The organism is Micromonospora sp. LOL_014, assembly GCF_048060245.1.
In the GTDB taxonomy this organism is placed as follows: domain Bacteria; phylum Actinomycetota; class Actinomycetes; order Mycobacteriales; family Micromonosporaceae; genus Micromonospora_E.
On the sequence record NZ_JBHMIP010000037.1, the window covers coordinates 16,896 to 29,216 of the forward strand.

The following is a 12,321-nucleotide window of genomic DNA, read 5'->3' on the forward strand; positions in this document are numbered from 1 at the left end:
GCAGGCGGCAGCTCAGCCGGCCGACGCTAGGTAGCCGTCGATCTCGTCCCGCAGCCGCCGCTGCTCGGTGGCGGGCAGGAACGAGGCGGTCACCGCGTCGCGGGCCAGGCCGGCGAGTTGCTGCGGGCCGGCCTGCAGCAGGGACGCGGCCACCACGTACTCCTGGTTGAGGCTGGTGCCGAACATTGGTGGGTCGTCGGAGTTGATCGTCACCAGCAGGCCGGCAGCGACCATGTCGGCGAGCGGGTGCGCGGACAGTTGCGGCACCGCACCGGTGCGCAGGTTCGACGTCGGGCACACCTCCAGCGGAATCCGCCGCTCCGCCAGGAACGCCACCAGATCCGGGTCCCGCAAGCTGGACGTGCCGTGGCCAATCCGTTCGGCGCCCAGCTCGCGCAGCGCGTCCCATACCGTCTCCGGCCCGGTGGTCTCGCCGGCGTGCGGCACCGAATGCAGCCCAGCCGCCCGGGCCTGGTCGAAGTACGGCTTGAACTGGGGCCGGGGGACGCCGATCTCCGGCCCACCCAGACCGAAACTGATCAAACCGTCCGGGGCCTCGTCGAGGCAGATCCGCAGCGTCTCCTCCGCCGCCGGCAGCCCCGCCTCCCCCGGTATGTCGAAACACCAGCGCAGCTCGATGCCGAAGTCGGCGCGGGCCCGTCGCCGGGCGTCCTCGATCGCCGCGCAGAACGCGGGCGCGGGAATGCCGCGCCGCACGTGCGAGTACGGCGTCACCGTCAGTTCGGCGTACCGGACCTGCTGGGCGGCCAACTCGCGGGCCACCTCGTGGGTGAGCACCCAGACGTCCTCGTCGTCGCGAATCAGATCGACCACACTCAGGTAGATCTCGACGAAGTGGGCGAAGTCGCGGAACACGAAGTAGTCGGCCAACGCGGCCTCGTCGGCGGGGACCGGGGACCGCCCCTCGTGCCGCTGGGCCAGCTCGGCGACGATCCGCGGCGACGCCGACCCGACGTGGTGCACGTGCAACTCGACCTTCGGCAGCCCGGCGATGAAGTCCGACAGTACTGGCGGAGCCTCCGACAGCGTGGGCGGAGACGACGGTTGCTGGCTCACCGTGGCGTTCGACCTCCTCAGGGAAACGGACATCCCCGGCGGGGGCCCGGCTGCGCCGAGCGTACCGTTCGGGCGGTCGTCTAGGCTCGCCAGGTGGACAAGCGTACGTTTCCGCGGCTCGGCCGCACGGTAGGGGCGATCGGTCTGGGTGCCTGGCAGCTCGGCGCCGACTGGGGGACGGTCACTGAGGACGAGGCGGCGGCGACAATCACCGCCGCCGTCGAGGCCGGCACCACCTTCCTGGACACCGCCGACGTGTACGGCGACGGCCGCAGCGAACGGATCATCGGCCGGTTTCTGCGGGAGTTGGCCGGCGACGATCTGTTCGTCGCCACCAAGATGGGGCGCCGGGTGGCACAGGAGCCGTCGGCGTACGTGCTGGACAACTTCCGGGCCTGGACCGACCGGTCCCGGGCGAACCTCGGGGTGGACCGCCTCGACCTGGTCCAGCTGCACTGCCCGCCGACCGAGGTGCTGCGCACCGACGCGGTCTACGACGCGCTGGACTCCCTCGTCGCCGAGCAGCGGATCTCCGCGTACGGCGTGAGCGTGGAGACGGTCGACGAGGCACTGGCCGCGATCGCCCGGCCGGGCGTGGCCAGCGTGCAGATCATCCTCAACGCGTTGCGGCTCAAGCCGCTGGAGCGGGTGCTGCCGGCCGCTGCCGCCGCCGGGGTCGGGATCATCGCCCGGGTGCCGCTGGCCAGTGGCCTGCTCTCCGGCCGGTACGACGAGAACACCCGGTTCGCCGACGACGACCACCGCACCTTCAATCGGGACGGCTCGGCATTCGACGTCGGTGAGACGTTCTCCGGGGTCGATTTCCACACCGGGTTGGCCGCCGTGCGTCGGCTCGCCCCACTGGTACCACCGCAGGCCACCATGGCCCAGTTCGCGCTGCGCTGGATCCTGGACCAGCCCGGGGTGACGGTTGCGATCCCCGGTGCCCGCAATCCCGCCCAGGCGCAGGGGAACGCGGCGGCCGCAGCGCTCACCCCGCTGGACGACGCCGCCCAGCGGACGGTGCGGGAGGTCTACGACGACCTGATCCGGCCGCAGGTGCACCACCGGTGGTGACCCGCCGCCCGGCGCTGCGCACGAGCCGCGGCCCAGTCGCGCACGAGCGAGGGCCCCGTTGTTCCGGCCGGAACAACGGGGCCCTCGTCACGACCTTCGCGGGTCGGTGCCAGCCCGGACGCCGGACGGCACCGGCGACCGAGGTCAGATCGGGCGGACCTGCTCGGCCTGCGGACCCTTCTGGCCCTGGGCGATCTCGAACTCGACCCGCTGGTTCTCCTCCAGCGTGCGGTAGCCGCTGGTCTGGATGGCCGAGAAGTGGACGAACACGTCAGCACCCCCGCCGTCGACGGTGATGAAGCCGAAGCCCTTGTCTGCGTTGAACCACTTCACGGTTCCCTGCGCCATGTGTATCTCCTTCTGAAACTGGCGGCCAAGCACGCCGTGCGGCCGGTTGGCCGTTTTCGAGCAGCGGCGCCTGAGGTGGCCCCCGGTGAAGGAGGACTTCTCTCAACCCACGCTGTCTCGCAACAGCGTGGACAGCAAACCACGTACGCAAAAACTTCGCACAGCCTACCTGACGAACGTCTCCGACATGTGACCTGAGACGCCGTTCACGCCCTCGTGGCGTGCCCGAATCTGGTCGTCACCCGGGCCCGGTCCGGCCGGGCCATCGCATGCCTGACCAGCTGCGCCGGCGCTCACGACGGCCAACGGCCGGTGAGCCGGCGCACCCCGGTTGCACCGCCGCGGTCCACAGCGGCCCGGACGACTGAGAAGATCGCCCCCTGCAGCGCGGCCGCGGCCAGCACCTCGCCCCAACCACGCTCCTCGTCGATGGCATTGGGTGCCTCGTCGTCGCCTGCGGCGAGCTTCCAGACCTGCCGGAATATCGCCCCGGCCAGGGCACCCGCCGCCAGGCCGAGCACCAGTCCGACCGGCCGGTAGGCCAACTTGTTGACTGGTTTGCTCACCCGCGTCTCCCTCTCCTCGTCAACCACACCAGTACCACCGTCACCACCGTGCCGGCCACCACCAGGGCCGGGACCGCGACGGTACGCCGGTCGGGCCGGCCCGCCGTGGCCGCCGCCTGACGGGCCGAATCTCGCAGCCGCAGCCGGGCCCGGTCGGCCCCCAGCCGCAACCGGCTCTTCACGTCGGTCTTAGCGGCCAGCGCCTGCACCGTCTGGCCCAGTTCGGCCCGGGTCTGCCGGATCTCGGCCCGGAGCAGGTCGAGATCGCCGGTGCCGTCACCGGACCTGCCGTTGTGCGACGTCACGACTGTCGCCCCCGTTTCATCGCCGCGCCGACCACCGTCACATCCGCCCGTACGCTGTCCGCCGCCACCGTCGGCACCGGTGGCGCCGCCTGACGGACCTGCCGTCGCCCGGCAAGTGCCAGCGCGCCCGCGACCAGGAACAGCAGCACCGCGACGGCCAGGGCAGCCAGCCACGGCGGCCAGGCCTGGGCGAGCAGCAGTACGCCGGCGGCGATCAGCACACCGAGTCCGTAGAGCGCGACGACCCCGCCACCGCCGAACAGCCCGATACCAAGTCCGGCGTGCTTGCCTTTTTCGGTCAGTTCGGCACGGGCGAGCGCGATCTCGTCGCGTACCAGTCGCGATATCTGCTCACCGGCCTGTTGTACGAGTTCTGCGGTGGACCGCTCGGCGGGCGGCCGGTGCAAAGTGTCGGCCATGCTGCCTCCTTTCCCGCTGTTCTCCGCTGTATGCCCGGCCCGGAGCTCGATCAATCCTGCTGGCGGCGATCAGCAACGGCGGGTTCCTCCGGGCCGACGAAGACCGAGGCACGGGCGTCGCCCTCGGCGTCACCGCCGAACAGCCGGGCGTCGTCGGGCACCTCGTGCCCGCCGGCAGCGGTGGTCATGACGGGCGCGACCGGGTGACGGCCGTTGCGCTGCCCGCCGGTGACCGACCGGCGCCGCACGTCCAGCCAGTCCAGCAAACTGTCCCCGTCGCCGACCTCGGCCCGCCACCGGGGCAGCGCGGTCGGTCGGTGTTCGCGGACCCAACTGACCAGGTGTTCGCGGACCTGGCACCGCAGATCCCACAGACTCGGCGAGTCAGCGGCGCTGACCAGTGCCCGCAGGCGGATCGTGCCGCCGGTCGCCTCGGTCACCTGCAGTACACACACCCGGCCGTCCCACAGGTCAGTTCCCTCCACCAGTCGGCGCAGTTCCTCGCGCATAACCTGGACGGGGACCGACCAGTCCAGGTCAAACTCGGCGGTGCCGAGCACCGCGGCCCTGGTCCGGGTCCAGTTCTGGAACGGCGTGGTGGTGAAGTACGAGGTGGGCAGGATCAGCCGCCGGTGGTCCCAGATGTGCACCACCACGTAGCTGAGCGTCAACTCCTCGATCCGGCCCCACTCGCCCTCGACCACCACGACGTCGTCGATGCGCACCGCGTCGCTGAAGGCCAGCTGCAGGCCGGCGATGACGTTGCTCAGCAGGCTCTGCGCGGCCAGCGCGCCGACCACACCGATCACTCCGGCGGAGGCGAGCAGGCTCGCGCCGACACCGCGTACGGCCGGGAAGGTCATCAGCATCACCCCGACGGTGAGGATGACGATCACCGCGATGGTGACCCGGCGCAGCATCACCACCTGGGTGTGCAGCCGGCGGGCGTGCCGGTTGTCCGGCACGTCGGTGCGGAACCGGGCCAGCGTGGTGTCCTCCATGGCCAGCAGCAGCGCCCCGACCAGCCAGGCACACGCCGCGATCATCGCGAGGACCAGCAGGTGCAAGGTGGTACGCCGCCACGGCTCACCGACCGCGTAACCGGTCGAGCAACGGAGCGCGAGCTGAATGGCCGTCACGGTCGCGGCCACCAGCGTCGCCCGGTGCGCGTGGGTCGAGACCTCGGCGAGCAGTACGGAACGTCGGCCGAGACGCCGGACGACCCGGTGACCGATCGCCGCCACGGTCACCGCGAGCAGCGCCGCCGCGACCGTGACGAGCACCGTCCAGACAACCGGATGCACGAAATAGTCCTCCTTCACATCGCCATCAACAGTGACAAAACGTCAATGATGCCGGGCGAAGGCGGGTCCTGCCATGGGCGGTATGTCACACCTTGCGGTAGTGGGACTGAGCGAAGCAGTAGACGCCGAAGGCCGCGAAGCCGGCCGCCACCAGTACCAACAGGACAGACCCGAACGCCTGCTCGCGCAGGGTGTGCAGGGCTGCGTCCAGGCCCCGGGCCTGCTCCGGGTCGAACTGGACGGCAGCAGTCACCACCAGTGCCCCGGCGGTGCCGTAGGCGATGCCCTTGGCAACGTAGCCGGCCGTACCCAGCCGACAGACGACCGCCCGCACCCGGGCACTCATCGCCCCGGTCCGCAGCTGCTCGGCGAACCGCCGGGTGACGCCGTTGACGACCATTCCGACACCGATGCCGACCACCACCACGCCGACGAACCCGACCAGCCACCGACCGCCGGGAGCGGACATCACCCGTTCGCTCAGCGCCTGCTGCTGGTTGGCGGTGTCGGCGTTGGCGTCACGGAACACCTGGATGGCGGTCCAGGCGAAGGACAGGTAGACCACGGTCCGACCGACCGACAGGACCCGCTCGAACGTCCGCTTGTTGCCCCGCTCGGTACGGTGCCCCACGGCGGCCTCGATGCCCTGCCACACCGCCATTGCGGCCAACCCGACCGCGACGGCGATCAGCAGCACCCCGCCGAGCGGCTGCGCGGCGAGGGTACGCAACGCGCCGGACTGGTCCCCGTCAGCGGCCGGGCGGCCGAAGGCGATCTGCAACGCCAGCCAGGCCACCAGCAGGTGGACCAGGCCGTACCCGAGGAAACCGGCTCTGGCGAGCAGCTCCAACGATCGACTGTTACCAACCTGATGAGCGGTGCGCTGCGCATCCCTGGTGTTCGGCATGGCGCTCCATATGACCGGTCAGCGCCACCGCCAAACGTGCCCGACCGGTGGTCAGCCCAGCTGCCGGGCGACCCGGATCGCCACCTGCGAGTCGGTCACCCGCTCGAGACTCACGTCGAATCCGCCGACCTCGGTGGCCTGCTCGCCGACGGTCAGGGTGACCTGCTCGCCGGCTACCTCGACAGTGACCCGGTCGCCCTCGGCCCCGATCAACCGGGCCTCGACGCCGAGAAAACTGGCGCTGGCCTCGATTCCTCGGGAGAAAGTCACCGTGCAGGCGTCCAGCCCACAGTCAGTGCTGGCGCCCTCGGAGCTGCAACCGGCGAGCAGCGCCGCGCCGAACAGCAACCCGGCGGACAGACCGGCGGCGCGGGAGATGGCGCCGACCCGCCGGCCGGATCTGGTGGATCGGGAGACGCGGGAAGCCGATGACAGCAGGGGTGCGGTGGTCACCGGACAAGCGTACTTGGCGCTCGTGACGGTGCCCCGGAGCATTGGCCTGCCGCCGCCCTGCCGCCGCGCCCGCCGGCGGGCCGACGGTTAGGCTCGAAGCCGTGCCGGCCTGCCGATGAGTCGGCCTTGACCATGTCGGCCCCTGACCGAGGAGGTGTCCGACCGTGACAGTGCTGGTGGAGGACAACCCGGCGCGGAACCGGTTTGAGATCCTGATCGACGACGGCCTGGCCGGGTTCGCCAGCTACCGGCCGGGCCCGGCGGCGGTGACCGTGACGCACACCGAGATCGATCCCGCGTACCGGGGGCGGGGTGCCGGTGACGCCCTCGCCCACGGCCTGCTCAGCGAGCTCCGCGACCGGGGCGAACGGGTGGTTCCTCAGTGCTCGTTCATCGCCGCGTACATCGACCGGCATCCGGAGTTCGCAGGGCTGGTCGCCGGTGACTGAGCGGCGCTGGCCCGGCACGGCGCGTACGGCGGTCGCGGTGGTCGGCGTGCTCGTGCTGGCCGCCACGGTGGTGGCGACGGGCGGCTGGCTCGGCTGGTTCAGCGACCCGACGATCTCCGACGCGCCCGAGGCGTCGGCCGACGTCGACGTCGTCGCGACCGGACTCGCCGCGCCGTGGGACCTCGCGTTCCTCCCGGACGGTACCGCACTGGTGACGGAGCGGGACACCGTCCGGTTGCTGGCCGTGGACGCGCAGGGCAGCACCCGGGAGATCACCCGGGTCGACGAGGTCGTCCCGGACGGGGAGGGCGGCCTGCTCGGCGTGGCGGTGTCCCCGCAGTACGCCGCCGACGGCTGGGTCTACCTCTACTACACGGGAGCCGGTGACAACCGGGTCGTTCGGTTCCGGCTCGGGCCCGACGGCCCGACGACGCCCCCTGAGCCGGTGCTGACCGGGATTCCCCGGGCGCCCACCCACAACGGCGGCCGGATCGCTTTCGGTCCGGACGGGATGCTGTACGTCGGCACCGGTGACGCCGGCGAGCGGGGAGCCGCGCAGGACCCAACCGGGCTGGCCGGCAAGATTCTTCGGGTGCGGCCGGACGGCACCGTCCCGGCGGACAACCCGCTTGCGGGATCACCGGTGTTCAGTTTCGGCCACCGCAACGTGCAGGGACTGGCCTGGGATCCGGCCGGGCAGCTGTACGCCAGTGAGTTCGGGCAGAACCGGCACGACGAACTGAACCGGATCGAGCCCGGCGGCAACTACGGCTGGCCGGAGGTCGAGGGGGTGGCCGACCGGGCGGAGTTCATCGATCCGGTGGCCACCTGGGCCCCCCGGGACGCCTCCCCCAGCGGTCTCGCCCACCACCAGGGCCGGCTGTGGCTGGCGTGTCTGCGTGGCCAGCGGCTGTACCGGGTAGCCCCGGACGGCACCGACGCCGAGACGTTGCTCAGTGGCGAGTACGGCCGGCTGCGGCACGCGGCGGTGGCGCCGGACGGCAGCCTGTGGGTGCTCACCTCGAATCGGGACGGGCGTGGTTCACCCACCGGCGACGACGACCGGATCCTGCGGATCAGCGGCTGACCGGTCCGCCGTAGGCTCCGGCTCGGTCGGGCCGGGCAGCACCGTCGGGCCTGGTGCCGTCGGACCCGACCCGGTCGGACCCGGGGTGCCGGTCCTGGCCACCGGCGTCTGCCAACCGGCCAGCCGCTCGGCGGCGGCCCGGCTGTTCGCCCAGCTCGCCCCGTAGGTCGACAGGTGGACGTCACCGGCGACCCGCACCGGTACCCCCATCTCGACCACGACGGCGTCGGGTCGGACGGCGAGCGCGCGATCGACCGCCACCGACATCCACCGATGCCGGTGCAGGTCGCGGACCACCAGCACGAGGGCGTGGTGACGGGCGGCGAGCAGCGCGGTGTCCAGCGGCTCAACCGGTCGACCAGGAACGCCGGCTGCCGTTGACGGACCCGCCGATGCGTCAAGATCCCGCTCGGTCAGTCGAACGGTGAGCGTCCCGGGCCGCAGCGTGGCCAGGGCCTGGCCGATACCCCACGGGGTCTCGGCCCCGGTGGCGATGTTGTGCGGCGGCACGAACTCCACCACGTACGCGGGTCGGGTCAGCGGCAGCCGGGTCGCGGTCCGGATCCGCAGCGCGCGCCGGGCTGCGGCGAGCCCGACGGCGGACCGCACCGGACCGGTCGACGGGCCGGCGGACGCCAGCGTGGCGGACCTGCTGCCGCCCGGTACGGGTCTGTTGCCACCCGGTTCGGGTCCGTTGCCGTCCGGTCGTCGGTGGTACCGCACCGACCACTCCGCCAGTTGCCGGATCCGCTCCGCCGCCTCGGCCAGCCGCTGGGCCGGCAACTGTCCGGTGACGACCGCGTCGACGATCCCGTCGGTCAGTCGCCGGACAGTCTCCTCGTCGGCGTGTTCGCCGCCCACGCAGACGGCGTCGACGCCGGCGGCGAGCGCCCGGACGGTCGCGCCGGCCAGTCCGAAGCGCCGGGTCACCGCCCGCATCTCGATTCCGTCGGTGATCACCGCGCCGGTGAACCCGAGCCGGTCCCGCAGCAGGTCGACCAGGACCGCACGGCTGAGGGTGGCCAGGTTGACCGGGTCGATCGCCGGAACGAGCAGGTGTCCGGTCATGATCGTCCGGGTGCCGGCGGCGATGGCGGCCCGGAACGGGGTCAGCTCCACCGCGTCCAGCCGGATCCGGTCGGCGTCGATGCGCGGTACGGCGGCGTGCGAGTCCACGTTGGTGTCGCCGTGTCCGGGGAAGTGTTTGGCGCAGGCGGCGACTCCGGCGTCCTGCAGCCCGCGGATCCAGGCGGCCGTGTGCCGGGCCACCAGGTGCGGATCGTCGCCGAACGCGCGTACCCCGATTACCGGGTTGTCCGGATTGGAGTTGACGTCGGCAACTGGGGCGTAGTTGACGGCGACTCCCGCGCCGGCCAGCTCCAGACCGAGATCGTGGGCGACCCGCCGGGTCAGTTCCGGGTCGTCGACCGCACCGAGGGCCAGGTTGCCGGGTCGGGAGCTGCCGTGTCCGGATTCGATCCGGGTCACGTCACCCGCTTCCTCGTCGATGGCGACCAGCACGTCCGGCCGTTCGGCGCGCAGCGCGGCGGTGAGCGCGGCGACCTGTTCGGGGTCGCGGACGTTCCGGGCGAACAGCACCACGGCACCCAACCCGTCGGCCACCCACCGGCGCACCCAGTCCGGTGCGCTGGTGCCGATGAACCCGGGCTGCAGCACGGTGACCGCCATCCGCCGCACACTGGGACTGGAATCGACCATGCGGCTCATGTTCACATCACGGACAGTTTTAGTCAATAAACCTTTCTATTAACCGGAACCGCGCTGCGGCAACGACGCCGGTCCCGCCGTACGGCACGGTCTGTCGCCGGGCGGCCCCGGTGTGGCACAGTGCGTAAGTGGTTCCGTTCGTCCAGTACGCCGCCGAGGAGACCAGCTGGCAGGACATCCCCGGTGTCCAGGTGGTCGGTGCCGTCCTCGGTGTCCTGCTCCTGCTCGCCGCGCTACGGGCGATGTTCGGCAAAGGGCGGTGAGCGGAAACGGTGAGACCGGGTCGGCCGACGGTCACCGGGGCGGCTGACCCGTTTGGCCGTGGTCCGCGCCGGGTAACCACGACTTCCGATGGAGCTGCCCCTGCATTCACCCCGACTGCGCCGTGCGGCACGCCAACGCTTCGGCTGGTCGGCGTTGCGGCCCGGTCAACTCGGCGCGATGCGGGCCCTGCTGAAGGGCCGCGACGCCCTGGTGGTGCTGCCCACCGGCGCCGGGAAATCGGCCGTGTACCAGATCCCGGCCACCATGCTGGCCGGCCCGACCGTGGTGATCTCTCCGCTGCTCTCGTTGCAGCAGGACCAGATCGCCGCACTCAATCAACGCGGCCAGGCCGAGCTGCGGGCGGTCCGGATCAGCTCCGCGGAGAGCCCGGCCCAGCGACGGGCGGCGCTCGACGACATTCGTGCGGGTCGGGCCCGGTTCCTGTTCACCACACCGGAACAGCTGTGCGACCCGGACCGGCTGGCCGAGGTACGGCGGTTGTCCCCGGCGCTGGTCGCGGTCGACGAGGCGCACTGCGTCTCGGCCTGGGGGCACGACTTCCGACCCGACTACCTGGCCGTCGGACACCTGGTGGAGCAGTTGGGCCGCCCTGCGGTGGTGGCGCTGACCGCCACCGCCTCGCCGCCGGTCCGCGACGACATCGTCCACCGGCTCGGGCTCACCGACCCGCACCTGGTGGTGGCCGGACTGGACCGGGGCAACCTGTTCCTTGAGGTGGCCCACTGCCCGACCGAGGACTACCGGTGGCGCCGGCTGGTCGCCCTGCTCGACGCCGAACAGCCGCCCGGCATCGTCTACGTGCCGACCCGGCGGGCCGCGACGGACCTGGCCGGTCAGCTCGCGGCCGCCGGCTACCCGGCCCGCTGCTACCACGCCGGTATGTCGGCCACCGCCCGGCAGCAGCTGCACGGCGAGTTCCTCGCCGGGCAGGTGCCGGTCATGGTGGCGACGTCCGCGTTCGGCATGGGCATCGACAAACCGGACGTACGGTGGGTGGCGCACACCGCGCTGCCGGACTCGCCCGACAGCTATCTGCAGGAGATCGGGCGCGGCGGCCGGGACGGCCGGCCGGCCCGCGCGCTGCTGTTGTGGCGGGCCGAGGACATCGGTCTGCAGCGGTACTTCACCACCAGCCCGCCCGACCACGACGAGTTGCGCGACGTCGCCGAGGTGCTGGACACCAAGCCGGCCACCCGCGCCGAGCTGCGCCGCCGCACCGGGCTCGGTGCCCGCAAACTGAGCCAACTGCTCGCCCTGTTGGAGGAGGTGGGCGCGGCCCGTACCGTCGCCGGCACCCAGACCGTCCGTCCGTTCTACGCGCCGGACCCGACGCGGGCCGCCGCCGTCGCGGTGGCAGCGGCCGGACGTCGCCAGACCGTGCAGCGCTCCCGTACCGACATGATGCGGGCCTTCGCCGAGGCGACCGGTTGCCGTACCCGGGCGCTGCTCACCTACTTCGGGGAGCATGTGGCGGACGTCTGTGGCCATTGCGACAGTTGCCACGCCGGGACCAGCACCGCCGACGACGGCGCCGCCGGCCCGTTCCCGGTGCACAGTATGGTGCGACACGCGGAATGGGGGGCCGGCCTGGTACTCGGGTACGAACAGGACCGGATGACGGTCCTCTTCGACGGTGTCGGCTACAAGACGTTGTCGGTGCCGGTGGTCAGCGACCAGGGTCTGCTGGCCGCCGAGCAGCGCTGAGGATCGCCACCGTCGGACACCGGTCCGGCGGGCAGCAGGTTGAAAGGGGCAAAGCGTGACGGAACTGCCGGTGTACACCGAACTCGGGTTCTCCGACGAGGAATGGGGACTGCTGGTCGGGCTGCCGCAGGCGGTGCTGAACGCGGCCAGCGCGGCCGAGTCCGACGGTGGACGGCGGACCCGGGCGGAGAACGCCGCCGGGCTGGAGACGATCAGCGCCGGGCGGGAGTCGGCCAGCCCGCTGGTCGCCGCAGTCGCCGGGGAACTGGTCAGCCGGGTCGGCGATCCGGAGACCGGCGAGGAACTGCCGGTGATCGAACCGGCCGACCCCCGGGCGCTGATCGCCGACGTGCTGGCCCGGGCGGGTACGGCGGCCCGACTGCTCGCCGACCGGGTGGATGACGGCGAGGCCGGGGCGTACAAGCACTGGCTGGTCGGCATCGCCGAACAGGTGGTCGGCGCCGCAAGCACCGGCGGGATGCTGGGCATCGGCGGCGAGACGGTGACCGAGTCGGAGCGGCGGTTCCGCGACCGGCTCGCCCACGTACTCAACGACTGAGTGGGAGGGCTCCGGTGTGCGGGCGGTTGACCACCGCCAGTACGGTCTGGAAC

At 71.9% G+C, this 12,321-nt stretch carries 14 protein-coding genes and 1 pseudogene; 6 read left to right on the forward strand and 9 right to left on the reverse strand.

The features are described from left to right. Nucleotides 1-12 precede the first annotated feature (12 nt). A complete protein-coding gene (locus ACFHW1_RS25460; RefSeq protein ID WP_416557138.1) occupies nucleotides 13-1,026 on the reverse strand; it encodes an adenosine deaminase in 1,014 nt (337 codons plus the stop codon). Between the two features lie 144 nt (nucleotides 1,027-1,170). Between ACFHW1_RS25460 and ACFHW1_RS25465 the strand changes: the two genes are divergently transcribed. Next, entirely contained in the window at nucleotides 1,171-2,154 is a 984-nt protein-coding gene (locus ACFHW1_RS25465) for an aldo/keto reductase (RefSeq protein WP_416569170.1), read from the forward strand. Nucleotides 2,155-2,298: 144 nt separating this feature from the next. Here ACFHW1_RS25465 and ACFHW1_RS25470 read toward each other — a convergent pair whose 3' ends face one another. The 7 genes from ACFHW1_RS25470 to ACFHW1_RS25500 all read right to left on the reverse strand — a co-directional run bounded on the left by ACFHW1_RS25470 (nucleotide 2,299) and on the right by ACFHW1_RS25500 (nucleotide 6,381). Next, nucleotides 2,299-2,502, reverse strand: a complete 204-nt coding sequence (locus tag ACFHW1_RS25470; RefSeq protein ID WP_007075740.1) for a cold-shock protein — start codon at nucleotides 2,500-2,502, stop codon at nucleotides 2,299-2,301. Nucleotides 2,503-2,795: 293 nt separating this feature from the next. Beyond that, nucleotides 2,796-3,068, reverse strand: a complete 273-nt coding sequence (locus ACFHW1_RS25475) for a DUF4235 domain-containing protein (protein ID WP_123601092.1) — start codon at nucleotides 3,066-3,068, stop codon at nucleotides 2,796-2,798. Continuing rightward, complete coding sequence (locus tag ACFHW1_RS25480) at nucleotides 3,065-3,373, reverse strand: DUF3618 domain-containing protein (protein ID WP_416557118.1); 309 nt, start codon at nucleotides 3,371-3,373, stop codon at nucleotides 3,065-3,067. The genes ACFHW1_RS25475 and ACFHW1_RS25480 overlap by 4 nt, the downstream gene beginning before the upstream one ends. After that, entirely contained in the window at nucleotides 3,370-3,792 is a 423-nt protein-coding gene (locus ACFHW1_RS25485; RefSeq protein ID WP_416557117.1) for a phage holin family protein, read from the reverse strand. The genes ACFHW1_RS25480 and ACFHW1_RS25485 overlap by 4 nt, the downstream gene beginning before the upstream one ends. Before the next feature lie 50 nt (nucleotides 3,793-3,842). Beyond that, the gene (locus ACFHW1_RS25490; protein ID WP_416557116.1) at nucleotides 3,843-5,096 is read right to left on the reverse strand and encodes a mechanosensitive ion channel family protein; all 1,254 of its coding nucleotides are present in this window, start codon (nucleotides 5,094-5,096) and stop codon (nucleotides 3,843-3,845) included. An 85-nt stretch (nucleotides 5,097-5,181) separates the two neighbouring features. Beyond that, complete coding sequence (locus tag ACFHW1_RS25495) at nucleotides 5,182-6,003, reverse strand: DUF1206 domain-containing protein (RefSeq protein ID WP_416557115.1); 822 nt, start codon at nucleotides 6,001-6,003, stop codon at nucleotides 5,182-5,184. 51 nt (nucleotides 6,004-6,054) lie between these two features. After that, a complete protein-coding gene (locus ACFHW1_RS25500) occupies nucleotides 6,055-6,381 on the reverse strand; it encodes a hypothetical protein (RefSeq protein ID WP_416557137.1) in 327 nt (108 codons plus the stop codon). Nucleotides 6,382-6,620: 239 nt separating this feature from the next. Here ACFHW1_RS25500 and ACFHW1_RS25505 point away from each other — a divergent pair, with 239 nt between their 5' ends. Both ACFHW1_RS25505 and ACFHW1_RS25510 read left to right on the forward strand, forming a co-directional pair. Next, the gene (locus ACFHW1_RS25505; protein WP_416557114.1) at nucleotides 6,621-6,905 is read left to right on the forward strand and encodes a GNAT family N-acetyltransferase; all 285 of its coding nucleotides are present in this window, start codon (nucleotides 6,621-6,623) and stop codon (nucleotides 6,903-6,905) included. Then, on the forward strand, nucleotides 6,898-7,992 hold the full coding sequence (locus ACFHW1_RS25510; RefSeq protein ID WP_416557113.1) for a PQQ-dependent sugar dehydrogenase: 1,095 nt from the start codon (nucleotides 6,898-6,900) through the stop codon (nucleotides 7,990-7,992). Before ACFHW1_RS25505 ends, ACFHW1_RS25510 begins: the two co-directional genes overlap by 8 nt. A gap of 114 nt (nucleotides 7,993-8,106) precedes the next feature. Here the strand turns inward: ACFHW1_RS25510 and ACFHW1_RS25515 are convergent. Continuing rightward, nucleotides 8,107-9,711, reverse strand: a pseudogene (locus tag ACFHW1_RS25515) (glycoside hydrolase family 3 protein); the annotation flags it as partial. 137 nt (nucleotides 9,712-9,848) lie between these two features. Between ACFHW1_RS25515 and ACFHW1_RS25520 the strand changes: the two are divergent. From ACFHW1_RS25520 to ACFHW1_RS25530, 3 genes are all read left to right on the forward strand, one after another. Then, the gene (locus tag ACFHW1_RS25520) at nucleotides 9,849-9,983 is read left to right on the forward strand and encodes a hypothetical protein (protein WP_255499935.1); all 135 of its coding nucleotides are present in this window, start codon (nucleotides 9,849-9,851) and stop codon (nucleotides 9,981-9,983) included. An 88-nt stretch (nucleotides 9,984-10,071) separates the two neighbouring features. Further along, on the forward strand, nucleotides 10,072-11,709 hold the full coding sequence (locus ACFHW1_RS25525; RefSeq protein ID WP_416557112.1) for a RecQ family ATP-dependent DNA helicase: 1,638 nt from the start codon (nucleotides 10,072-10,074) through the stop codon (nucleotides 11,707-11,709). Between the two features lie 55 nt (nucleotides 11,710-11,764). After that, nucleotides 11,765-12,268 carry a hypothetical protein gene (locus tag ACFHW1_RS25530; protein ID WP_416557111.1) on the forward strand — a complete coding sequence of 168 codons (504 nt, stop codon included), beginning with the start codon at nucleotides 11,765-11,767 and terminating at the stop codon, nucleotides 12,266-12,268. Nucleotides 12,269-12,321: the final 53 nt, after the last annotated feature.

Bases quoted from the DNA above. Each gene is read 5' to 3' on its own strand.
- ACFHW1_RS25495 (WP_416557115.1), bottom strand. From the start codon at position 6,003: ATGCCGAACACCAGGGATGCGCAGCGCACCGCTCATCAGGTTGGTAAC.
- ACFHW1_RS25485 (WP_416557117.1), bottom strand. From the start codon at position 3,792: ATGGCCGACACTTTGCACCGGCCGCCCGCCGAGCGGTCCACCGCAGAA.
- ACFHW1_RS25525 (WP_416557112.1), top strand. From the start codon at position 10,072: ATGGAGCTGCCCCTGCATTCACCCCGACTGCGCCGTGCGGCACGCCAA.
- ACFHW1_RS25470 (WP_007075740.1), bottom strand. From the start codon at position 2,502: ATGGCGCAGGGAACCGTGAAGTGGTTCAACGCAGACAAGGGCTTCGGC.